At 49.0% G+C, this 22,850-nt stretch carries 16 protein-coding genes; 13 read left to right on the top strand and 3 right to left on the bottom strand.

What is annotated here, in order from left to right; translation table 11 throughout:
• Window positions 1-2 precede the first annotated feature (2 nt).
• Both OP864_RS06760 and OP864_RS06755 read left to right on the top strand, forming a co-directional pair.
• On the top strand, window positions 3-2,198 hold the full coding sequence (locus tag OP864_RS06760) for a tetratricopeptide repeat protein (protein ID WP_270100485.1): 2,196 nt from the start codon (window positions 3-5) through the stop codon (window positions 2,196-2,198).
• Complete coding sequence (locus tag OP864_RS06755; RefSeq protein ID WP_270100483.1) at window positions 2,198-3,475, top strand: M16 family metallopeptidase; 1,278 nt, start codon at window positions 2,198-2,200, stop codon at window positions 3,473-3,475. The genes OP864_RS06760 and OP864_RS06755 overlap by 1 nt, the downstream gene beginning before the upstream one ends.
• 539 nt (window positions 3,476-4,014) lie before the next feature.
• Here OP864_RS06755 and OP864_RS06750 read toward each other — a convergent pair.
• Window positions 4,015-5,346, bottom strand: coding sequence for a dicarboxylate/amino acid:cation symporter (locus tag OP864_RS06750; RefSeq protein WP_270100482.1), 1,332 nt, complete (start codon window positions 5,344-5,346; stop codon window positions 4,015-4,017).
• 295 nt (window positions 5,347-5,641) lie between these two features.
• Between OP864_RS06750 and OP864_RS06745 the strand changes: the two genes are divergently transcribed.
• The 9 genes from OP864_RS06745 (at window position 5,642) to OP864_RS06705 (ending at window position 15,157) form a co-directional block, all read left to right on the top strand.
• Entirely contained in the window at window positions 5,642-6,562 is a 921-nt protein-coding gene (locus tag OP864_RS06745; RefSeq protein ID WP_270100481.1) for a hypothetical protein, read from the top strand.
• Window positions 6,563-6,592: 30 nt separating this feature from the next.
• Window positions 6,593-7,177 carry an RNA polymerase sigma factor gene (locus OP864_RS06740; RefSeq protein ID WP_270100480.1) on the top strand — a complete coding sequence of 195 codons (585 nt, stop codon included), beginning with the start codon at window positions 6,593-6,595 and terminating at the stop codon, window positions 7,175-7,177.
• 23 nt (window positions 7,178-7,200) lie between these two features.
• Window positions 7,201-8,451, top strand: coding sequence for a hypothetical protein (locus tag OP864_RS06735; protein WP_270100479.1), 1,251 nt, complete (start codon window positions 7,201-7,203; stop codon window positions 8,449-8,451).
• Between the two features lie 320 nt (window positions 8,452-8,771).
• On the top strand, window positions 8,772-9,593 hold the full coding sequence (locus tag OP864_RS06730) for a ParA family protein (protein WP_270100477.1): 822 nt from the start codon (window positions 8,772-8,774) through the stop codon (window positions 9,591-9,593).
• A gap of 544 nt (window positions 9,594-10,137) precedes the next feature.
• Window positions 10,138-11,460, top strand: coding sequence for a UDP-glucose dehydrogenase family protein (locus tag OP864_RS06725; RefSeq protein ID WP_270100476.1), 1,323 nt, complete (start codon window positions 10,138-10,140; stop codon window positions 11,458-11,460).
• A gap of 6 nt (window positions 11,461-11,466) precedes the next feature.
• Entirely contained in the window at window positions 11,467-12,399 is a 933-nt protein-coding gene (locus tag OP864_RS06720; RefSeq protein WP_270100475.1) for a UDP-glucuronic acid decarboxylase family protein, read from the top strand.
• Window positions 12,399-13,454: a dTDP-glucose 4,6-dehydratase gene (gene rfbB / locus OP864_RS06715; RefSeq protein WP_270100474.1), complete on the top strand. Its 1,056-nt coding sequence runs from the start codon at window positions 12,399-12,401 to the stop codon at window positions 13,452-13,454. Before OP864_RS06720 ends, rfbB begins: the two co-directional genes overlap by 1 nt.
• Before the next feature lie 346 nt (window positions 13,455-13,800).
• Window positions 13,801-14,547, top strand: coding sequence for a shikimate dehydrogenase family protein (locus OP864_RS06710; RefSeq protein WP_349294451.1), 747 nt, complete (start codon window positions 13,801-13,803; stop codon window positions 14,545-14,547).
• Window positions 14,534-15,157, top strand: a complete 624-nt coding sequence (locus OP864_RS06705) for a polysaccharide deacetylase family protein (protein ID WP_270100472.1) — start codon at window positions 14,534-14,536, stop codon at window positions 15,155-15,157. The genes OP864_RS06710 and OP864_RS06705 overlap by 14 nt, the downstream gene beginning before the upstream one ends.
• Window positions 15,158-15,349: 192 nt before the next feature.
• On the opposite strand, the gene ygiD is transcribed toward OP864_RS06705, so the two are convergent.
• Complete coding sequence (ygiD, locus tag OP864_RS06700) at window positions 15,350-16,180, bottom strand: 4,5-DOPA-extradiol-dioxygenase (protein WP_489886454.1); 831 nt, start codon at window positions 16,178-16,180, stop codon at window positions 15,350-15,352.
• Between the two features lie 257 nt (window positions 16,181-16,437).
• On the opposite strand from ygiD, the gene OP864_RS06695 reads away from it, so the two are divergent.
• Both OP864_RS06695 and OP864_RS06690 read left to right on the top strand, forming a co-directional pair.
• Complete coding sequence (locus OP864_RS06695; RefSeq protein WP_270100470.1) at window positions 16,438-18,213, top strand: T9SS type B sorting domain-containing protein; 1,776 nt, start codon at window positions 16,438-16,440, stop codon at window positions 18,211-18,213.
• A gap of 12 nt (window positions 18,214-18,225) precedes the next feature.
• Entirely contained in the window at window positions 18,226-18,990 is a 765-nt protein-coding gene (locus OP864_RS06690; RefSeq protein ID WP_270100469.1) for an MBL fold metallo-hydrolase, read from the top strand.
• 916 nt (window positions 18,991-19,906) lie between these two features.
• Here the strand turns inward: OP864_RS06690 and OP864_RS06685 are convergent.
• The gene (locus tag OP864_RS06685) at window positions 19,907-22,534 is read right to left on the bottom strand and encodes an AAA family ATPase (RefSeq protein WP_270100468.1); all 2,628 of its coding nucleotides are present in this window, start codon (window positions 22,532-22,534) and stop codon (window positions 19,907-19,909) included.
• Between the last annotated feature and the right edge of the window lie 316 nt (window positions 22,535-22,850).

Genomic DNA, 22,850 nt, shown 5'->3' with positions numbered 1-22,850 from the left:
ATATGGCAAAAAAGAAAAAACAACAACCGCCTAAAAAGGCGCCCAAAGTCCAGCCAGCCCCCAAAGTAGAGGCGAAAACTGCGGCTAAAGCTGGCTTTTGGCTAAAGACCAATTGGCAAGTTTACCTTTTATTTATTGTCTCTTTTCTGCTTTATGCCAATACCTTGGGCCACCAATATGCCGTAGATGATAGCATTGTAATTCAGAAAAATCAGTTTACTCGCCTTGGCCTAAAAGGGATGTCGGGCATTTGGGGAGAAGATACTTTTGTAGGCTTTTTTGGTGGCAAACGGAATTTGGTGGCAGGGGGCCGTTATCGCCCATTTACCCTGGCCACCTTTGCCCTAGAAATGCAGTTGTTTGGGAAGCCGGCCAAGGATGCGCAGGGCAATCTGCTCAAAGACGAAAAAGGTCGACAGCTCTATGATGGGAATCCCGAAATTAGCCATGCTATCAATGCCATTTTATACGGTTTGTTGGTGGTGGTCCTTTTTCTCTGGATCATGGCCCTTTTTGATCCTCAAATCAAGGATAAAAAGCTGTTGCATTTTCTGGCTTTTGCCACGGCCCTGCTCTTTGCCGCCCACCCCTTGCATACCGAGGCCGTAGCCAACATTAAGGGCCGAGATGAAATTATGGTGACCCTAGGCGCTATTTTGGCGGCCTATTGGAGCCTTAAAGCCGTGGACCAGCCCAAAAAGCGCTTTCTCTATGCCGGCGGAGCAATTTTGGCCTTTTTTGTGGCCCTCTTTTCTAAGGAAAGTGCCATCCCCTTTATCGTTTTGATCCCGCTTTCGTTCTACTTCTTCCGTAAGCAATTGGGCTTCGACAAATTATTGATATGGACGGTTCCCTTTGTGGTGGCCGCCGCCGTTTTTTGGTTTGGCATGCGCAATCCCGCCATTGGTTGGGATGGCAAAACAGAGCCCGCCGTCGAACTAATGAATGATCCCTACCTCAAATTGGCGCCCGCCCCCGATGGCAAAACGCAGGTATATGTCCCCTTTAGCGATTCAGAACGCTATGGAACGGTGCTCTATACCTGGGGCGAATATGTCCGTCTTTTGGTGCTTCCACATCCATTGACCAATGATTATTATCCTAAGCATATCCGTGGGGCCAAAAATGAAATTCCAACTCTAACAGATCCTTGGGTACTCCTGATTTTATTGTTCCATATTGCTTTGGCCGTTTGGGCCTTTATGGGTTTGCTCAAGCGAAAACCCTACGCCTTTGCGCTGATCTTTTATGCGGCTACTTTTTCGGTGGTCTCCAATTTGTTCTTCCCCATTGGGACCAATATGGCCGAGCGCTTTATGTTTATGCCTTCTATCGGCTTTAGTTTGTTATCCGCCTTGGGGATTTTGGCCCTCTTGCGCAGCATGCCTGACAATAAAGAAGAGGTGAAAAACTATTCTATGGGACTTTGGAGCCTGCTCTTTGTTTCGGCCCTCTATGCCTATAAAACCATAGACCGAAATCCGGCCTGGTATGATGATTATACCCTCTTTACTACCGATATAGAGGTTTCGCCCAATAGCGCTAAGCTCAACAATGCGGTTTCTGGGGTGTTACAAGAACGCATTCAAGACCCCAAAATGCCCGCCGCCGAAAAAATGCGCATCTTGCAAAAGGCCCAAGGCCATGCGGCCAAGGCAATCGAGCTGCACCCCAGCTATACCAATGCTTGGCTGTTGCAAGGCAATGCCTTTATTTATATGGGCGAATTGAAGGAGCAACAGAATGCGGCCCAAGAAGCCCTAAAACTCTTCGATCAGGCCATTGCCTGCTTCAATCAGGTCAAGGTCTATCGGCCCGATCATCCCGATGTAAATAATAACATGACCGTTGCGCATCGAGATAAGGCCAGAGTATTGGGCCAGCGACTGAATAAACTGCAGGAGGCCGTCAATGAACTACAAAAGGCCTATACCCTCAGCAATGGCCAAGACTTTGAAACCCTCCGTCTGATGGGCATTGCCTATGGCATTGGTGAACAACCTCAGTTGGCGGCCCGCTATTTTGAGGAGGCCCTGGCCATTATGCCCAACAATATTGCGATCCTCTACAACTTAGAAGCGGCCTATACTCAATTAGCCGAAAATGGGGGAGGAGCTGCCGCCCAGCAAAAGGCCCAAGAATATGGCCGCCGCTGGAAAGCCATTAACCCCAATTACGATCCTAGAAAAACACAGTAATGAAAAATATTTTGGCCCAAAGGCCCCCTATACATCAGATCCGCCAGTTGCCTCTGCCCGCTCCCGAGCGGCAAGAACTGGCCAATGGCCTCATTTTGCACGAGCTGCAAATGGGCAGCCAAGAGGTCCTCAAAATCGAATGGCTATTTCAGGCGGGCCGCTGGTTTGAAGAACATAAGTTGCAGGCCCGAGCTACTGCCGCCCTGCTCAAGGCAGGGGCTGGCCAACGCACAGCCGATGAACTAGCCGATTTCTTTGATTTTTATGGGGCTAAGCTCAAGATTTCTGACGATTTCGATGGTTTGAGTATTCGCCTCTATTGCTTGTCTAAACATTTGCCCAAATTGCTGCCGGCGGTCATGGATTTGCTCCTAGATCCTCAGTTTGAACAAGAAGAACTGGACCAATTTAAGCAGTTGAGCAAGCAAAGACTACGCATTCAGCTCCAACGAAATGAGTTGCAAGCCTATCGCATCTTTACCGAAAAGCTTTTTGGTAGCGAACATCCCTATGGCTATAATAGCGAGGCGGAAGATTATAAATTGCTTAATCGAGAGCTGCTCTTGGCCCATCATCGCCGCTGCTTTTTGGCCAATAATTGCCAAGTGATTGTTAGCGGAAAAACCGATGCAGCAAGCATGGATTTGCTCAAAACAGAGCTAAGCCGCCTGCCTCAAGGGCCAAGCCCAGAGGGTTCTTCCTTGCTTTTGCCCCCAGCCGAAATGGGCGTCTTTCACTATCCCGCCATCAAGGCCGAAAGCCAACAGGCCTCTATCCGCATTGGCCGCCGAGCCCTTTCGCAAAAGTCGGCAGATTATGCGGCCTTCCATTTTACCAATACGCTTTTGGGCGGCTATTATGGCGCCCGCCTGATGCAAAATCTTCGAGAAGATAAGGGCTATACCTATAGCGTCTACTCGGCGGAGGAGCTGATGCGGCATGCCGGCTATTTCTATATTTATACGGATGTGGCCAAGGAGGTGAAAACCGCGGCTTTGACCGAGATTTATAAGGAAATAGAACGACTACAAGAGGAGCCCGTAGCCGAGGAAGAGATGCAGATGCTCAAAAATTACTCACTCGGAATGTTTCTCTCCGCTACAGATGGGGTGTTCAATCTCTCAGAAGTCTGGAAAGAGCTGATTTTATCGGGCCTAGACGCTAGTTTCTACAACCAATTGGTAGAGGCTACCCTAGCTATGCCCGCCTCCGAGGTGATGCGCATTGCCCAAACTTATCTCCAAAAAGAACAACTTACTGAGGTGGTTTTTGGCTAGTTTTTTTTGGGGCCTCCGCAGCAAAGCTGCGGCGCTACGGTTACTCCCTTTGGTCGTCGAACTGCGGACTAAAGTCCTTGTTGTCAGGGCTCGCTACTCGCTCGGCCCTGCGGCCTAACGGCCTAGGTCTGCGGCTTCGCCGCCCCCTTTCGCATCGCTAGGCCTGCGGCGGCTTCGCCGCCTATCTGTCTTTTTCCTAGCTTAAGGTTCTTCTTCGGCGAGTCTGTTTAAAGTTTTGTAAGGGCTCTTATACTAGTAGTCGGGCTGAAGCTGATTATAGCTATGGGCTGAAGCCCATGGTTGCGGGTCTATGCAAACTAGCGGGCTAAAGCCCTTGTTTGCTGCTGGGGCTTGGGTTCATTTTCTTGTTTAGTGAATAGCCTTAGGAGTTGAAAAGCGAACAAGGACTTTAGTCCGTCCGTTCGCTCAGTCAATAACCCTGGGCTTCAGCCCAGGGCCCCAAATACCTTCTTGTTACTTAAGAACTTGTCCCTATGCGCCCTTAGAAGGATAAAACTATTTATAGCGGCTAAAGGCGGTTACTCCTCCTTATGATAATGGTCATCCCAGTTTTTTACCTCAGGTTCTTTGAGTTCGCCCAAGCTAGCGGCTACAGAAGTGGCCACCATGGCATCTCCAGTAACATTGGCCACCGTTCTACACATATCGAGGGGGCGGTCAATAGCGAAGATGAGGGCAATACCTGCAGAGGGGACCCCAATAGACTCAAGGACCACCACCAGCATGAGCATACCCGCACCGGGCACGGCAGCGGAGCCAATAGAGGCGAGGGTAGCGGTCATCACAATGCTTAGTTGGGCGCCCAAAGTGAGCTCATAGCCGAGCACTTGAGCAATAAATACGGCGGCAACGGCTTGGTACAAACTGGTCCCATCCATATTGATGGTAGCGCCAACGGGCAAAACAAAACTACTGACCTCCTTGCTCACGCCAATATGCTCTTCTACTCGCTCCATGGTAACGGGGAGAGTAGCAGCACTAGAGCTGGTCGAGAAGGCAAGTAATTGGGCGGGGAGAATATTTTTAGTAAAAAAGCTAGGCGACTTTTTGGCAAAGAGCATAACCAGCAGCACATCAATAGCAATAAGGCTAGCTAGGCCAAGGACCACCGTTAGGGCGTACCAAATCAGGGCGTAGAAAATCTCGGCATCGGGGGCTTCGGCCACAAGAGAGGCCATAAGGGCCAAAACGCCATAGGGAGCGCCCAACATAATGAGGTCAATCAGTTTGAGGACCACCTCATTGGCCCCATCAAAAAAGGCCTTGACGGGTTCGGCTTTTTTGGGGTCGATTAGGATAATGCCGATGCCAAAGAAAATGACAAAGAAAATCGTTTGCAGCATCAGCCCATTATTAGAGAGGGCCACAAAGATATTGGAAGGGACCAGATCAATTAGGGCTTGGAGAGGGCCCTTGCCTTTTTCGGCGGCGGCGGCCATAATCTTGCTATCGGCATCGCCTTTAAACTGGGCCAAAAGGCCGTCTCGGGTGGCTTCAGAAACGCCGCCGCCGGGCTCAATCAGATTGACCATAATCAGGCCGATGCTCACGGCGATAATGGTGGTACAAACATAAAAGAGGATGGTACGGCCGCCCATGCGGGAGAGCTTAGAAATATCTTGGAGATCGGCCACCCCTTTAATGAGCGAAGTGACAATAAGAGGGACCGCAATCATTTTGAGCAGGTTAATAAAAATGGTCCCAAAGGGTTTGATCCAGTTTTGGATAAAGATGGCGGCGGTATTCTCCCCATTTTCTAGGGTGGTTCCAAATTGCAGGGCGATGACTGCTAGGACAATACCGGCTAACATGCCTAATAAAATTTGCCAGTGTAGGGCTAGTTTTTTCATGTAGATAATTTTTTTTGGGCAAAATTGCAGCTTGCAAACAAAAAGGCCTGAGCATCCTTGTATCTTTTGAGTAATTTTGTCTTAATGAATGTGGAGAGACTTTGTTTTGGGCCAGGCGTTTATTGGCCTAGCGCTGTGGAGGGGTGGCCGTCAGGCCAGACCGAGCTTTTTTGAGCAAAGCGAAAAAAAGCGAAGGGCCGAGCAGACCTGCGAGCCCCGCAACATAGCGCCGCAGCTTGCTGCGGAGGCCCCAAAAAATAAATAAAGTCTGTCGATAAATTAAATTCTTTTTTTCATGATGCGTCTTTTGCTACTTTTTTCTGCTTTGAGTTGGGGGCTAAATGCCCAGCTGCTGCAAGATAAATTTGCAGAGGTTTATCCCGAACGGCCCTATTCTGTAGTGGCTTTGCAAGAGGCTGGTGGCTACAATGACCTATCTGTTTGGTTGGCTATCAATGAGTTGGACAGCAGTTTGTCTTTGGGGGCTTTGGGCAAGGAAGTGCAGGCGGCCTATCAGTTGGAGCGGCATATCCTTCGGGATGGCCGGCCCTACAAAAGTACCTATTATTTGCCAACGGGCGATAAGGAGCGTCGTTTGGACTACTACTATCGGCAGGGGCAAATTTTGGCCATTGATGAATTCGAGTTTGACAGTTTGCAGGAGGAGCAGTTGGTGTATTTGCACAGCTTTTTGTACAAAAAAGACTCGGTTCCTTTGCAAAAAGTGACGGAATATAAGCAGGAGCGGCAGTTTCGGCAACTCTTTGTTTATGACTTTGATGAGCAGGGGCGTTTGTTGCGGCAAAAAGTGGAGGATGTAGGACAAATGAGGGACCTCAATGCCATGCAGTCCATTTGGCCCAATAAAAGCTTACTTTTGTACAGCTATGAGCAAGAGGCCGAATTGGCTCGTCTTTATCATGAGCAACATCGTTTAGTATATAGAGAGCGGGCCCAGCTGAATGAAGAGGGCCAAGTATTGACAAAAACTAGGAAAGACCGAAGGAATCGACTAATTTGGGATGAAAATTACCAGTATAGTAGTCAACGGCTCGCCAAAAAAGAACGCTATCGCTTTAATGCGAATGGCGATCGGCAATTGGAGGAGCGCATTTTCTATGAATACGAGGGGCCAGCAGGGCTATTATCTCGTAAAATTGTAGAAAAAGAAGGGCGACAATACGTCTATGATTTTCAATATTCTATTAGCGAATAGAACGCAGTCCGTTCACAGTAAGAAAGACAGATGAGTACATCTTCCAACCATATTCCAAAAACCCAAGAAGAACTAAAAGCCGAATGGGAGCTGATTCAGCAGGCGCAGCAACAGCCCCGGGCATTTGGGCCACTGTATAGGCGTTATCATGAACCCATTTTTCGCTTCATTTATAAGCGGACGGGGGATGAGAGCTTGAGCGCAGACCTCTGCTCTCAGGTATTTCTAAAAGCCATGCAAAATCTGGGCAGCTATGAGTTTAGAGGCTTAGCTTTTGGGGCCTGGCTGTACCGCTTGGCCAGCAATGAAATTGCCCAGTTTTTTAGAAAAAACCGCCGACATAGAGTGGTGCACATTGAAGAACAACAACTGCAGCTGTTGCAAGACGAAATGGAGATTGAGGATAAAGTCGGTCTAGAATTTCGCTACAAGCAGATGCAAGAAATTATTGAGCAACTCAAGGCCGAGGAGGTCCAAATATTGGAGCTTCGCTTCTTCGAGTCGCGCCCATTCAAGGAAGTAGGAGAGATCTTAGATATTACCGAAAACAATGCAAAAGTGAAGGTGTATCGGCTCTTACAGAAAATGAAAAAAATGCTCAAAAAGCTGGCATAGACCACTAATATAAACTAACTGTCATGAATAACAATTACAAAATTGAACGCGATTTACCTCCGCTTAGCAGCGAGAAAATTGCTCAGTACCAAGACTTTGAGGCCCTGATGGGGCAGTTTGAAGCGCAAACTGGGCAAGCTGAAAAACCGCAGGCAGCAGAGGAGCCCAAGGCCAAAACGCCAGCCGCTATCCGCTATGGATTGGGGGCGGCTATGGCTATTCTCTTGGCCATTTTGACCTGGTGGATGCTGCCTAAAGAAAGCGCAAAAAATCAGGACGTACTCAACTTTTTGCCCGAATATGAAGCTTATGCCACAGCTTTGCCGCCTCAGCTAGAGGCCCAGCAGGGCGAGCTCCCGCAAGACCTTCGCTGCCGCATTATCCAAACGCCTTTGGCGAGCTATCAGGCGGGTTTGCTGCCTTTGGCCCAAGAATCAGGCGATTTTGTTTGGCAAAAAGCCGTTTGGCAATTGCAAACGGAGGCCGAAAATTTACAGCTTTTTTGGTCCGAAAAAGGCAGTTTGGCCCTCTATCGCTTTAATGCCGCCGACCAAAGTTGGCAACCTATGGCTACTGCCGAAACGGCAGCCTTGCAGGCCCAAATTGAAGCGGAGTTCCCCTTGCCCAAAAAGCCTTTGGCTCCCGAAAAACTCAAGGAGAATATGCAGGTCTTTAATGTAGACCTAGATGCGCAGGAGTTTCCAACTTTGGCCCAATATAAGGAGCTGCTCTGGGTGGCCCCTAAATCTAAAATTAAGGGCGAATGGTTTGAGATGAACTGGACGGATATCAGTATCCAAAAACAGGACGAATTGCACTACCAATTGCAACTCAAAAATAAGGACCAAAAGCTGTCTCTAGCGGTGCAGCCCCTCATTCCTTACACCCAAGCTAGCCAGGCGCGCTACCAAAAGGAGTTGGCCCAATATGAAGAAAAATTGGCGGCTCAAAAAGAGCAAAGAGCCCTAGCCCTGGCCAAGGCAGAACAGCAGCTGATCCAAGAGTCAGGCAGCTGGGCTTATGGCCAAAATACCCCCTGGCAAGAGGTGTTGGCTAGCGATAAAACCCTCACTATTCAAAATGAAAATGGGGAGCAACTGGCCCTCAAAGAACTCATTATCGAGACCGAGCAGGGATTGGTTTACCGCAGCAATGCCCAAAAGCCCCTACTGCCCAAGGCCAAGATTAAAAATCTCTGGGGCCTAGATGCCCAAAATCAACTCTGGCAACAACAAGCCAATGGCCAATTTAAAGCCCTCGGCAAATTGAAATAAGCTAAAGCTAAGCCGCTCTACTTTTTGTAGGGGGGCTTTTTTTTGGGGCCCGCGGCCGGCTAGGCTTCGCCTAGGTCGGCCGCCGCTATGCTTCGGGGCTCGCAGGTCTGCTCGGCCCTGCGGGCTCCACTTCGTTCCGCCCTGGGTCTGGCCTTCGGCCACCCACTCCGCAGCGCTGGGCCAAGCCCAGTTTTGGCCAAATCGCCCGCCGCCAAGCAGTAGCCCCAGCCCCAATCTTCTATTTGTAATTGAGGGAAAAAAAAATTACTTTTGTTGGGTATCCAAAAAGACGTTAATAAATGCCCTCGGGCAGTAATCATATGGGAAAAGTAATCGCCATCGCTAACCAAAAAGGAGGAGTGGGCAAAACCACTACAGCCATCAATCTGGCCGCTAGCCTTGCCATCTTAGAGCATAAGGTCCTCCTCATTGATGCAGACCCCCAAGCAAATGCCACCTCAGGAGTAGGCATCTCTCCAGATAGTATCGAACAGAGCTTATATGACTGTTTGGTCAATGAACTGGACCCCAAAACAATTATTCAGTCTACCTCTACGCCCGACCTAGACCTACTGCCCGCCCATATCAATCTGGTCGGCGCAGAAATCGAACTGATCAACCGCTGGCAAAGAGAGTATATCATGAAGGGCCTAATTGCCCCCCTCAAAGAAGAATACGACTTTATTATTATTGATTGCTTGCCCTCTTTGGGCCTAGTTACCGTAAACGCCCTGACGGCCTCAGACTCTGTAGTCATCCCCGTCCAATGCGAGTACTTTGCCCTAGAAGGACTAGGCAAATTGATGAATACCATCCGCCTAGTCAAAAGCCAAATCAATAAACAACTCGATATTGAAGGCATCCTGCTCTCTATGTACGATGCCCGCCTCCGCCTCGCCAAAGAGGTGGTAGAAGAGGCCCGCAAGTACTTTGGCGAAAGAGTCTTTAAAACGGTCATCCACCGAAACTCCAGGATTGCCGAAGCTCCAGGCGAAGGTAAACCCGTCGCTATGTACGACGCTAGCTCTAAAGGCGCCATCAATTTCTTTAATCTGGCCCAAGAAATTCTGACTAAGAACGGACAAAAAGGCGAGGAAAAAGAACTCAAAGCACAGTTGCGCAAACAAGCCAATAAAGACTAAAGGCTTTGGGCCAACAGAAGCGGCTGCGCCCCAAGGGCGCAGCCGCTTTTTTGTCTAGCTCGTTTGGCCACAACAAAGCCTTTAGGCTGCAGTTCGACGACCGAAGGGAGTAACCGATGTGAAAGGGTGGCCGTTCGGCCAGACCTAGGCGGCTTTGCCGCCGCAGGGCCGAGCGACCCGACCAACGGGAGCCGACGCAGCGAAGCAAGTAGTAGCGAGCCCTGACAACAAGGACTTTAGTCCGCAGTTCGACGACCAAAGGGAGTAACCGTAGCGCCGCAGCTTGCTGCGGAGGCCCCAAAACAAAACCCTCTGTGACAAAAATTACGACTAAATAGAAGAATAAACAGCTTCTTCTTTCATCAAAATAATGGAATGGGCTTAAGAGGACTTCGATCAAGAGGTCCAAAAACAAGAAAATTCAATTAAAAGCCAACTGCTTAGCCTGCACAAAATTAGCTTTCAAGCGCAAGGACAGTTGTTTTTAAATGAGTTCACTGTATATTTGCCCAGATTTTTAAACCATAATTATCATTTCTAGGCTATGAATATTGCAATCGTAGGGACTGGCTATGTTGGGCTAGTAACAGGAACTTGTTTTGCCGAAACAGGCAATCACGTAATTTGTGTAGATATCAATGAAGAAAAAGTGCGGCAAATGCAGGCCGGACAGGTTCCCATTTATGAGCCCGAATTGGACCACCTTTTTGAGCGCAATGCTCAGGCTGGCCGCCTTAAGTTTACGACCAATCTGGCCGAGGCGATCAAAGATGCAGAAATTATCTTTTTGGCCCTGCCTACCCCTCCCGGTGGCGATGGCGCCGCCGATCTCTCTTATGTGATGGGCGTAGCAGATGACCTTAGCAAAATGATCACTTCTTATAAGGTGATTGTCGATAAAAGTACGGTGCCCGTAGGTACTGCCGAAAAAGTACATGCCATCTTGGCCAAAAACCTAGACGAGTCTCTCTTTGATGTGGTCTCTAATCCCGAGTTTTTGCGCGAAGGCGTAGCCGTAGAAGACTTTATGAAGCCCGACCGTGTAGTGATCGGAACCAACTCTGAGCGCGCCCGCGGCTTGATGAAGCAACTCTATATGCCTTTCGTCCGCCAAGGTAATCCCATCTATTTTATGGATGAACGCTCGGCCGAAATGACCAAATATGCCGCTAACTCTTATCTGGCTACCCGCATTTCTTTTATGAACGAAATCGCTAACCTCTGCGAGCGTGTAGGCGCCAATGTAGATGCTGTCCGCAAAGGAATGGGCTCAGATAATCGCATCGGTAAGCGCTTCCTATTTCCAGGTATCGGTTATGGCGGAAGCTGTTTCCCTAAGGATGTAAAGGCCCTGGCCAAAACAGCAGAAGAGTATGATTTTGACTTTAAAATTCTAAAGTCGGTCATGCAGGTAAACCAAAGACAGAAAAATCGCCTAGTCGAAAAGCTAGAAAACTATTATGGCGACGAAATCAAGGGCAAAACGATCGCTCTTTGGGGCCTTTCTTTTAAGCCCAATACCGACGATATCCGTGAGGCGCCCTCACTTTTGATTATTGAGCAGTTGCTAGAGCTAGGCGCAAAAGTACAGGCTTTTGATCCCGAAGCGATGAGCCATATTCAACAAATCTTTGGCGATAAAATTACGCTTTGCGAAAATAAGTATGAAGCCTTAGAAGGTGCAGATGCTTTGGCTATTCTAACCGAATGGAATGAGTTCCGTACACCCGATTTTGAGAAAATTGCCAGCCTCCTCAATAGCAAAGTTATCTTTGATGGCCGCAACCTTTACTCGCTAGAGCAAATGCGTGAGCAACCTTTTTATTACGAAAGTATTGGCCGTGCTACGGTTCACCCTAAAGCCTAATAAATTATGAAACGCGTATTGATTACTGGAGCCGCAGGTTTTCTGGGCTCTCACCTTTGCGATCGCTTTATTGCCGAAGGCATGCACGTGATCGGCATGGATAACCTCATTACTGGCGATATCAAAAATATCGAACACCTTTTTCCCCTAAAACGCTTCGAGTTTCATCATCATGATGTCTCTAAGTTTGTTCATGTAGCCGGAGAACTCGATTATATCTTGCATTTTGCCTCTCCCGCTAGCCCTATTGATTACCTCAAGATTCCAATCCAAACCCTCAAAGTAGGCTCTTTGGGTACGCATAATCTTTTGGGCTTGGCTAGAGCCAAAAATGCCCGCATTTTGGTCGCCTCTACCTCAGAGGTCTATGGTGACCCCCTTGTTCACCCCCAAACAGAAGATTATTGGGGCAATGTGAACCCCATCGGCCCCCGTGGGGTCTATGATGAGGCCAAACGCTTCCAAGAAGCTATTACGATGGCTTATCATACTTACCACCAACTGGAAACTCGCATCGTACGGATCTTTAATACTTATGGTCCCCGTATGCGCGTAGATGATGGCCGAGCACTTCCCGCTTTCTTCTCTCAAGCCATGCTGGACCAAGAAATTACGGTCTTTGGTAAAGGACAGCAAACTCGCTCTTTCTGCTATGTAGATGATTTGGTAGATGGCATTTTCCGCCTGCTGATGAGCGATTATGTAATGCCCGTAAATATTGGTAATCCCGACGAAATCTCTATTCTCGATTTTGCCAAAGAGGTGGTCCAAATGGTGGGCAAAGGAAGCATCGGCTACCGCCCACTCCCCAAAGATGACCCCCAACAACGCCAACCCAATATTAGCCTAGCTAAAGAAGTGTTAGACTGGGAACCCAAGGTGAGCCGCGCCGAAGGGATGGCCAAAACTTATGAATACTTCAAAAAAGTACTCCTCTAATGAAAAATCAAAAAACTTTGCTCATTACTGGGGGCGCCGGTTTTATCGGCTGCCACTTAGTGGAGCTGCTCGTGAATAAATATCCCAATTATCAAATTGTCAATCTAGATGCCCTCACTTATGCCGGCAATCTAGAAAATCTCAAATCGGTAGAGCAAGCCCCAAATTATAGCTTTGTCAAAGGCAATATTTTGGACCAAAATCTGCTCGACCAACTTTTTGAGCAATACCAGTTTGATGGCGTGATTCACCTGGCCGCAGAATCTCATGTGGACCGCTCTATCGAGAATCCTCTCGCTTTTGTGGAAACTAATGTGATGGGCACGCTCCAACTCCTACAAGCCGCCCGTAAGGCTTGGGCCAATAATATGGAGGGTAAATTATTTTATCATGTCTCTACCGATGAGGTGTATGGCACTCTAGGCGAAACGGGCCTCTTTACCGAGGAAACTGCCTACGATCCCCGCTCGCCTTATTCGGCCTCCAAAGCAAGCTCCGACCATTTTGTGCGCGCCTACCACCATACCTACGGCCTGCCTGTGGTCATCTCCAATTGCTCCAATAATTATGGCCCCAATCAGTTTCCCGAAAAACTGATCCCGCTCTGTATCAATAATATCAAAAAGCAGAAAACTTTGCCCATTTATGGCGATGGGAAGTATACCCGCGACTGGCTCTGGGTAAAAGACCATGCCGCCGCTATTGATAAAATTTTCCACCAAGGAAAATTGGGCGAAACCTATAATATTGGAGGGCATAATGAATGGAAAAATATCGACCTGGTCCGCCTGCTCTGCAAAATTATGGATAAACAACTGGGCCGAGAAGCCGGTAGCGCCGAACAACTCATTACCTTCATCAAGGACCGCCCCGGCCACGATCGCCGCTATGCCATCGATGCCAGCAAATTGCAAAATGAACTGGATTTTGGCCCCTCTCTCCAATTCGAAGAGGGCCTAGAAAAAACCGTCAAATGGTATCTCGATAATGAAGACTGGCTGGAGCATATTGTCTCTGGTAGCTATCGCGATTACTACGAAAAACAATATCAATAGATTATGCAAAGCCTCCTTTTTGGGGGCTTTCTGCTTTTTTAGGGGCCTTTTCTCCCTTTATTGTCGTTTTGGGGCCTCCGCTGCGGCTTCGCCTTGCGGCGCTACGCTTTGGGGCTCGCAGGTCTGCTTGGCCCTTCGTTTTTCGCTGCGCTCAAAAACTCGGTCTGGCGCTGCGCGCCACCCCGCCGCATCGCTAGGCCTGCGGCCCTACGGGCCTCCCCGCCGAATCGGTTACTCCCTTTGGTCGTCGAACTGCGGCCTAAAGGCCTTGTTGTGGCCTGCGGGCCTTCGGCCCTGCAAAACCCAATTGGACCAATTATTTTCTCTCCCCACTAATCTTATTCGCATGCAACTTTATGGCTTATTGGGCAAATCCCTCCAACATAGCTTTTCCCCCAATTATTTTAATCAGAAATTTGCAAAAGCCGGCCTCCCCGCCGAATATAAGGCCTTCCCTCTAGACCAAATTGAGGCCCTGCCCGAGCTTTTGGCCCAATACCCCAATTTGAAGGGACTCAATGTAACGATTCCCTATAAACAGGCGGTAGTTCCTTACCTTTCGGTTTTAGCGCCTACGGCCGTGGCCGTGGGGGCCGTCAATTGTATTCAGTTTTTGCCCAATGGCCAACTCATGGGCCATAATACCGATGTGATGGGCTTTCGCTTAGGGCTGCAAGAGCTGCTAGGAGAGGGGCCCGCCCTACAAGCCCTCGTTTTGGGCCATGGCGGAGCCGCCAGAGCTGTGGCCCACGCCCTAGAACTAGAAGAGATTCCCCATAAGGTGGTGTCCAGAACCCCAGAACGCTGGCAACTGAGCTACAGCGACCTCAGCCCCGAACTCCTAGAAGATTATCAATTGATTGTGAATACAACGCCCCTGGGCATGTACCCCAATATAGATCAGGCCCCCAGCTTGCCCTATGAAGCCATTGGTCCAAATCATTATTTATACGACCTCGTTTATAATCCCGCCCAAACCCTATTTTTGCAAAAAGGGGCCGAACAAGGCGCCAAAACATTAAATGGCTTGCCCATGCTCATTGGACAAGCCGAAAAATCTTGGGAAATCTGGAATCGAGATGTGGTATCCTAAATATACGCCCCGCTTTTGGCAACGCTTTTTTTCCACTATGCGCACGCATTATCCGCCTTCTGTTACTGGGCCTTGCCTTTACCTTACTTTTGATGATGGTCCCACGGCAGAACATAGCCGCTGGATTTTGGACCAACTCGCTAGCTATCAAGCAAAAGCTAGCTTTTTTTGCCTAGGCAAAAATGTAGCAGCCTTGCCCGATTTGGCCCAGGCCACCCTAGCCGAAGGGCATTGTTTGGCCATGCACGGCTACGCCCACCTCAATGGCTGGAAAAGCAGTACGGCCGACTATCTAGCCGATTTGGAAAAAGCCGAGCAGTTTATCCAATCTCGCTATTTTCGCCCAGCTTATGGCCGCATTCGGCCCAGCCAAGCTAAGGCGATTCGGGCCAAAGGCTATGAAATCATTGCTTGGGAAATTATTCCCGGCGATTTTGATGCCCAAAGAAGCCCCCAACAATCTATGCAGCTGCTCAAAAAAAAGGCCCAAGATGGAAGCATTATCGTCTTGCATGATAGCCTGAAGGCAGGCGCTCATCTTCGAGCTTTGTTGCCGGAGCTCTTGGCTTATTTTAGCGCAAAAGGCTATTCTTTTAAGGCCTTGCCCTAAAAGAAAAAAGGAGCAAAACCGAAGTTTTGCTCCTTTTCTACGTCTAGCAGGCCCAGAGGGCCGCAGGCTGAGGGGCTGTAGCAGGGCCGCCGCAGGCGGCAGACCCAGCGGGCGCAGCCCGCGCAGGGCCGAGCGAATAGCGAGCTGCGCAATGGCCCGACCCGCCCGCAGGGCGGGGCAGCCCCAAAAAAATTAAATTCCCTCGCCCAAAATGAAAGAAGTCATATTGAGGCTACCGCCTAAAAGCTCATCATTGAAGAGGCGGATTTGATCGTTTTTGTCGGCCAAGCCGATGCTGTAGATCATGGGAAAATAGTGGTCGGGAGTGGGCACGGCCAATTCAAAGGCTTTGCCGCCCTTTTTATAGTCGATGAGGGCCTGATAATTTTGGTCCTTGAGGTATTGGCCCGTTTTGGCGTGGACCTCCTTGGCCCAGTCGTAGCCATAACCAATCGTATTGATTTTAGAAAAATTGACTCGGCGGAGGTTATGAATAATATTACCGCTTCCTACGATCAAGACGCCCTTATGGCGGAGCTGCTGTAGCTTTTTGGCCAACTCAAAATGGTAGCTGGCGGGTTTATTATAATCAATGCTCATCTGGATGACGGGCACATCAGCCTTGGGATAGAGGTGTTTGATAACCGACCAAGAACCGTGATCGAGCCCCCAGCTGTGGTCCAAATCGCCACCGACCATATCGCGGACCTCCCGGGCCAGTTGTTGGTCGCCAGGAGCGGGATATTGCACATCAAAAAGGGCCTGAGGGAAGCCGCCAAAATCGTGAATTGTTTTGGGCGGATCAGAAGCCATGATTTTGGTCCCTTGGGTGAGCCAGTGCGCCGAAACGCAAAGAATTGCCTTAGGCTTGGGCAATTTTTTACCCAAATCTCTAAAGTTGCGCACAAATTGATTCTCTTCGATCGCATTCATAGGGCTACCATGGCCCAAAAAGAGGACGGGCATTTTGGCGCTATTGTCGAGCGAGTCGCTCCAATTGCCTAATTTAGATAGTGGTTGCATAGCAAATAAGAATGGGCTAAGGGCTAGCCATTTGACAAAATCTTTCCGTTTCATATTATATATGTATATACATTAAATGTATAGACTTTGTTTTGGTTTTCCAAGTTTTCCGCCAGATTTTAACGGATATTTTAGGGCCAAGGCAGAAAGTGCTGGGTAATCTTTAGGGGGCTTAAATCGTTAGTGCTGCTATAGGCGGGGCTTTTCGGCCTTTATTCCTTTTTGATTATCTTGTTGAACAAACTAGGCAAAATTTTATGCGCAATATTTATTTATATTTTTTTGGTCTCTTGCTTTTCCTTTGTCTTTTGCCCGAGCGGGGGAGGGGGCAGGCGGCTGTTTTTGATCTTTGTGCTCGGCAATTGACGGGCAGCAGCAATGATTCTCTGACTTGGTCTTCGGCCAATCTTTGTACAAATTTCACGGGCTATGTAGTTTTTTCTGGTCCTACGGCCAGCAACTTGCAGCCCATAGACACGATTACGGACCCGGCGCAGTTGGGGGAGTTGTATATCTATACGGCTTCAGCTAATCGCTTTTATCAAGTTGGGATGCTTTGCGGGGCAAGTATTTTAACTCGCTCTACGGTTATTGATAATGCTCGGCCCATTACGCCCAATATTCAGTCGGTAGATTTGCAGACGGGCGTACCTGTTTTGCGCTGGTCGGCTAGTCCGAGCCCAGGTATTATTGGGTACCAGATATACAAAGAGAATCCTTATGGATCAGGTAATTTTTTTCCATATCCAGCCAATAATCAATTGGTTAGTGGGACGCAGTTCACGGATGTGAATTCTGCAGATTTACTGGTGCGTTATGCGATTGTAGCCGTGAGTAATTGCAATAAAGGGCCATTGGGAGAGGGGACGCTCAATGATGGAACTACTGGTCCACATAGCTCTATCTTTTTATCCTCTAATTTTGAGCCTTGTAGCCGCCGTTTAGATTTGAACTGGAACGCCTATGAAAATTGGGCCGATGGGGTAGCGGGTTATTTGCTTTGGATGCAAGAAAACGGCGGCAGTCCGCAGCTGATTGATACCGTTCTGACGACTACTTATAGCTACCTAGGGGCCGAGGATGGACAGCAGTTGCGTTTTTGGGTAGAAGCCATGGAGGAAAATGGCAGCTATCGAGCGAATAGCAATGTATTAGATTTTAATATTTCGGCCAATCGGCCCATTGATTTTTTAGAATTGACGGACTTGAGCTATGCCCCAGCCAATGCGGGCATAGAAGTGAGTTGGCGTTGGGATTTGGATAGTGATTTTGCAGAAGCCCGCCTACAGCGCTCTACGGATGGGCAGCAGTGGGAAGACCGATTGGTTTTGGCCAGTCAGTCGAGTCAACAAAATAGCTATTTGGATGTCAATATAGACAGTGCTGGGGGCCCCTATTATTATCGGATTATTGCCAGAGACCTTTGCGGCCTAAGCTATTCGAGCAATCAGGCCCTAAGCTTAGAGTTGAGTGGAGAGGCCTTGGCCAATTTTGAAAACCGCCTAGATTGGTCGCCTTTGCAGGGCGATAGCCTACAGGCCGAGTTTTATCAGCTTTATGCTTTGGAGCAGGGCCAATGGCAGCAAATTAGTTTTTTAGATAGCAGTCAGCGAACATTTTTAGACCCTATAGATTTAAGGAATTCGGAGCAGGCCAACCGCTGCTATTATGTGCAGGCTGAGGGCCGTCTAAAACTGGCCAATGGGCAGTACTTATTTTGGTCGAGCCGCTCCAATGAGTTTTGTCTGCAGCAAAAGCCCCTGCTTCATTTTCCCAATGCCTTGGCCCCCGATGGCCGAAACCCGATCTTTAGACCTCGGGCTGCCTTTGGCCAAAATATAGGCAATTACCACCTACAAATTTATGATCGTTATGGCGCCCTAATTTTTGAATCTGTCGATATTATGCAGGGCTGGGATGGGAAAATTAAGGGCCGCCCCGCTCCCCAAGGCGTATATATTTATTTGGCCCAATATCAATTAGAAGAAGGCAAAGACAAGCAGCAAAAGGGCTCGCTCTTTTTGTTGCGCTAAAGTAATTACAATATGAAAATTCGATTTTTAGGAACAGGGACCTCTCAGGGGGTGCCTGTTATTGGCTGCGATTGCGAGGTTTGTCAATCCAAAGACCCCCGAAATCAGCGCCTGCGGGTCTCTATTCTTGTAGAACATCAGGGCCAAAGGGTGGTCATTGATAGTGGTCCCGATTTTAGGGCCCAAATGCTGGCCGCCCAGGTAGATCGCCTAGATGCCTTGGTCATTACGCATGAACATCGAGATCATGTGGCGGGCCTAGATGATGTTCGCCCCTTTAATTTTCGGCAGCAAATGGATATGCCGCTCTATGCCACGACCCGCGTCCAAAAGGCCCTCAAAGAGAGCTTTGCCTACATTTTTGCCGCCGATTATCCTGGGGTGCCTAGGGTCTTATTGCAAACGGTAGAAAAAAACCAGCCTTTTTCGCTCATCGGCCTAAACTGGATGCCCGTGGAGTATAGCCACGGCCGCCTGCCCGTGATGGGCTATCGCATCGGCAATTTTGCCTATCTAACCGATTTTAAGGCCATGCCTGAGGACCAATACGCCTATCTGCAGGGGCTCGATACTTTGGTCATTAGCGCCTTGCATCATGAGGAGCATTATTCTCATATTACCCTGGCCCAAGCCCTAGAGGAGATCAAACGCATTGGCCCAAAACGAGCTTATATCACGCATATTAGCCACTATATGGGCCTGCATGAAGAACAAGAGGCCCAACTGCCCAAGCATATTCGATTTGCCTATGATGGCCTAGAAATAGGAGTGGATTAGGGTTGTTTTTTCTTTTTGGGGCCTCCCGCCTGCGGCGGGCGCTACGCTTCAGGGCTCGCAGGTCTGCTCGGCCCTGCGGCCTGACGGCCTTGGTCTGCGGCTTCGCCGCCCCCTTCCACATCGCTAGGCCGCTCAACGGCTATGCTTTCGCCAGGCTTCCCGCTTCGGCCGCCTAAAAGGCGCAAAACTTAGGTTTTGCGCCTTTTTTATGCCCAACTGTTACCAATAAGTTAAAGTACTGACTTAGTGAACTTATCGCTAAGGTCCAATGAGCTAGCTTTTTGTTAGCTCGACCTAGCTTTTTGCTAGCTCCAGCTAAGACTTTCCTAGCTCGAGCTAAGAGGCTACTAGCTCCAGCTAGGGTTTGGCTAGCTCGACCTAAGCTATTTCTAGCTTGACCTAGTTTTTTGTTAGCTCCAGCTAAGACTTTCCTAGCTCGACCTAAGAGGCTGCTAGCTCCAGCTAGGGTTTGGCTAGCTCGACTTAAGTTATTCCTAGCTCAACCTAGCTTTTTCTTAGCTCCAGCTAGGGGGCTACTCCCTTTTTTAGGTCCATAGGGGGACTGTTCAGGATTTTCTGTATCCAAATAAAATTGACCCCTCAACCTACTGGCCCATATAGCAGGCCCGAAGGGCCGCAGGCCTAGCGATGTGGAGGGGGGGCCGTAGGCCAGACCGAGCCAGCGGAGCTGGCGAAGGGCCGAGCGAACAGCGAGCCCCGCAACGTAGCGCCGCAAGGCGCAGCCGCAGCGGAGGCCCCAAAACAACAGCAAGCTGCGACAAGCAGCCTCAAAGAGGCGCCAGTTCGACGACCAAAGGGAGTAAAGGTAGCGGATGCTGCAGGCAGGAGGCCTAAAAAAACGCCTAGCCTTCTTTAGAGAAGACTAGGTGTAGTCATTTATATAAGGGTTATAGATTTAGCCACGGTGATTAAAGCCAATAGAGCCGGGGCGTTGTTCGTCTTGTTCGATCAGGCGGAAATCTTGTAGGTCGGCGGCCTTGATCGTTTTGACCATTTCGTGGCTGCGTTCGGCATGTGAGATGCTGGCCAAGCGGAGGTTTTGGCGGCGCACCACCTCATCTACTACCTTGCGGATGCTACGGGCATTGCCAAAATACTTATGTTTGTGGTCCAGTAGGTCTTGAATATAATTTTGGAGCAATTTGCTGGCCTCTTGATCCAGATAAAGATCTTTTTGCTCGCACATATCTGAGGCAATTTGAAAGAGTTCCTCAGCGGTATAATCCTTAAACTTGAGGGTGCGATCAAAGCGAGAGAGCAGGCCGGGATTGCTTTCTAGAAACTGCCGCATTTCCTTGGGGTAACCAGCGACAATGACCATAAACTCCCCTCTTTTGTCCTCCATGCGTTTGAGCAAAGTATCTACGGCTTCCTTACCAAAATCGCCTTGGCCGCCTTGGGTAAGCGCATAAGCCTCATCAATAAAGAGGCCGCCGCCCATGGCCTTCTCGATAGCTTCATCGGTTTTGATGGCCGTTTGGCCAGTATAGCCAGCCACCAGATCCTTGCGGTCGGTTTCTACCAAATGGCCACGTTCCAAAACGCCTAGGGCCTTATAAATCTTGACCAGAATGCGGGCCACGGTCGTTTTTCCGGTACTGGGATTACCGACAAAAACGGTATGTAGCGAAAAGGCCTTTTTCACATCTCGGCCAATTTCGGTATAGTAGCGGACCAATTTGGCCACCTCATCCACATCTCTTTTGACATCTTCTAGGCCGACCAAGCTATGCAACTCATTGAGGGCCTCTTGCAAAAGGGGCTCATCAATGGGAATATGCACCTTGGCTTTATTTGTTAGGCCAAAGGCTTTTTCTACATCTTCTAGAATTACGGTAGACAATTGTTCGGCCTCCATTTTTTCCATTTCCTCAACGCCTAGGCGCATCAGGCGGAGGGCCATATTCTGCTTACATTCCTCAATTACGCCATTGATAAAGCGGGCATTGCCAAAATTATCATTGCGGCCGCGATAAGCCTCGACCACCTTGCGGTTAAGAAACTTGAGGGTCTCTTCATCCAGTTTGATGTCGCGTTTTTCGGCGGCATAATCGGCAATTTGCATCAGCTCATCGGGGCGATAATCGGGGAAGTGAATCGTAGACTGAATGCGAGAGCTCATGCCTGGATTCTTATGGATAAAGAGGTTCATCTCTTTGGGATAGCCGGCAAAAATGATCGCAATATCGCCGGGGCCATCAGACATCTCCTTAATGAGGACCTCAATGACTTCCTTACCAAAATCTTTTCCATCATCGCCACGATCGGAGAGGGCATAGGCCTCATCGACGAAGAGGATACCGCCACGGGCCTTATCAATTGCTTTTTTGACCTTGGGAGCGGTTTGGCCGATATACTCTCCGACCAAATCTACTCGGCCCACCTCATGCACTTGGCCTTTAGATAGGAGGCCAAGGCTGGCATAAATCTGTCCGAGCATTTTGGCCACCGTTGTTTTACCTGTGCCGGGATTGCCCATAAAGACCGTATGCAAATTGATCGCGGCATTTTCCTTAAAGCCTTTCTCCTTACGGATTTGGATAAACTTGAGGTAAGTGGCCAGTTCATCAATTTGTTGTTTGACGGATTCTAGGCCAATCAGTGCATTGAGTTCGGCCACGGCCTCCTCATAGCTAAGTTTTTTCACTTCTTCCTCGCCTTCTTCATTTTGTTGGCCTAGGGTGGTTGTTTTGCGGCCAGTAATTTGGAAAGGCATTTTACCTTGTAGGGCTTCTTCTTCTTGGCCCACTTCAAAGGGGACCACCCCAATGAGTTGGTCCATAAAAATAATTTCTAGGGTATAGCGATCCTCGAACCAATAGCCGCCTTTATCGAGACCATAACCGGTATCGAAGCTCAGTTGCTGTCGCTTATCGGTAATTTCGGAGAAATACTCCATATAGGCCTTATGTTGGCCAGCATCATTATAGAAATTAAATTGAAACTCTAGGGGGAGCAGTTCTTCCTCTTTGAGGAGGTCCACGGCCATTTCGATATTGATATAGCGAGTTTTGGCTTGAGAAAAGACCTGAAGATATTGGCGCTTTTCTAAATCGAGGCCATCGCCATCGCTTTCAAAGAGGCGGACCTGTTTAATTTTGAGGTAAGGATTTTCTGTGGGCGTCACTAGGCCGCCATCGGTAACATAAAAGTGGCTAGTCCCAATAAAATCGTCGCCGATATAGGCATCCCAGCGGTACTTGCCTTTTTTCCACCAGCCGGGCTGCGGGGTTCCCCAGCCTTCGCGCACATAAAAGACATTAGTATCCTTACTGACCTTAAAGTCTTTTTTGAGTTCGCAGAGTTGTTCTTCGGTGGCTTCATTGGTACATATTAGGCGCAGGCTAATATTCCAATCTTTTTCGTCGAACAACTTATTATAGAGGGCCATTTCTGCATAGATATAACGAGCTTCGGACTCATCATAGACCCTTCTGTATTTCTTTACATTTTGGTAGAGGTTTTCTACCGAGCCAAACACCTTGAGGTGCTTGAATTTATAGTTTCCGCCTAGGGCACTCATATTCTTGGATTAAAAATTCGGTTAATTTTGGGGACTTTTGCGTCCTTAAAAATACAACTTTTTCAAACTTTTGCTTGCTATCTCTGCTAAAGAGTTTGCCAGGGCCTTTTTAGGGCTTAAATTAGGGCCAATTGGCGGGCTGCGGCAAGGCGGCAAAGCCGCCTTGGGCCCGAAGGGCCAATGGCCCAGCGCTGCGGAGGGGTGGCCGAAGGCCAGACCCAGCGGGCGAAGCCCGCGCAGGGCCGAACAGACTTGTGAGCCCCGCAGCATAGCGGCGGCCGCCCCACTAATTAGGGCGGCCGCGGGCCCCAAGAAA

This window comes from Saprospira grandis, from assembly GCF_027594745.1.
In the GTDB taxonomy this organism is placed as follows: Bacteria; Bacteroidota; Bacteroidia; order Chitinophagales; family Saprospiraceae; genus Saprospira; species Saprospira grandis.
The sequence above is the reverse complement of the archived record's forward strand: the minus strand, read 5'-3'. Positions and strand labels throughout refer to the sequence as shown.

Bases quoted from the DNA above. Each gene is read 5' to 3' on its own strand.
- OP864_RS06690 (WP_270100469.1), top strand. From the start codon at position 18,226: ATGAAAATTCGATTTTTAGGAACAGGGACCTCTCAGGGGGTGCCTGTT.
- OP864_RS06730 (WP_270100477.1), top strand. From the start codon at position 8,772: ATGGGAAAAGTAATCGCCATCGCTAACCAAAAAGGAGGAGTGGGCAAA.
- OP864_RS06720 (WP_270100475.1), top strand. From the start codon at position 11,467: ATGAAACGCGTATTGATTACTGGAGCCGCAGGTTTTCTGGGCTCTCAC.
- OP864_RS06685 (WP_270100468.1), bottom strand. From the start codon at position 22,534: ATGAGTGCCCTAGGCGGAAACTATAAATTCAAGCACCTCAAGGTGTTT.
- OP864_RS06750 (WP_270100482.1), bottom strand. From the start codon at position 5,346: ATGAAAAAACTAGCCCTACACTGGCAAATTTTATTAGGCATGTTAGCC.
- OP864_RS06745 (WP_270100481.1), top strand. From the start codon at position 5,642: ATGATGCGTCTTTTGCTACTTTTTTCTGCTTTGAGTTGGGGGCTAAAT.
- rfbB (WP_270100474.1), top strand. From the start codon at position 12,399: ATGAAAAATCAAAAAACTTTGCTCATTACTGGGGGCGCCGGTTTTATC.
- OP864_RS06755 (WP_270100483.1), top strand. From the start codon at position 2,198: ATGAAAAATATTTTGGCCCAAAGGCCCCCTATACATCAGATCCGCCAG.
- ygiD (WP_489886454.1), bottom strand. From the start codon at position 16,180: ATGCAACCACTATCTAAATTAGGCAATTGGAGCGACTCGCTCGACAAT.
- OP864_RS06760 (WP_270100485.1), top strand. From the start codon at position 3: ATGGCAAAAAAGAAAAAACAACAACCGCCTAAAAAGGCGCCCAAAGTC.
- OP864_RS06740 (WP_270100480.1), top strand. From the start codon at position 6,593: ATGAGTACATCTTCCAACCATATTCCAAAAACCCAAGAAGAACTAAAA.
- OP864_RS06695 (WP_270100470.1), top strand. From the start codon at position 16,438: ATGCGCAATATTTATTTATATTTTTTTGGTCTCTTGCTTTTCCTTTGT.
- OP864_RS06705 (WP_270100472.1), top strand. From the start codon at position 14,534: ATGTGGTATCCTAAATATACGCCCCGCTTTTGGCAACGCTTTTTTTCC.
- OP864_RS06710 (WP_349294451.1), top strand. From the start codon at position 13,801: ATGCAACTTTATGGCTTATTGGGCAAATCCCTCCAACATAGCTTTTCC.
- OP864_RS06735 (WP_270100479.1), top strand. From the start codon at position 7,201: ATGAATAACAATTACAAAATTGAACGCGATTTACCTCCGCTTAGCAGC.
- OP864_RS06725 (WP_270100476.1), top strand. From the start codon at position 10,138: ATGAATATTGCAATCGTAGGGACTGGCTATGTTGGGCTAGTAACAGGA.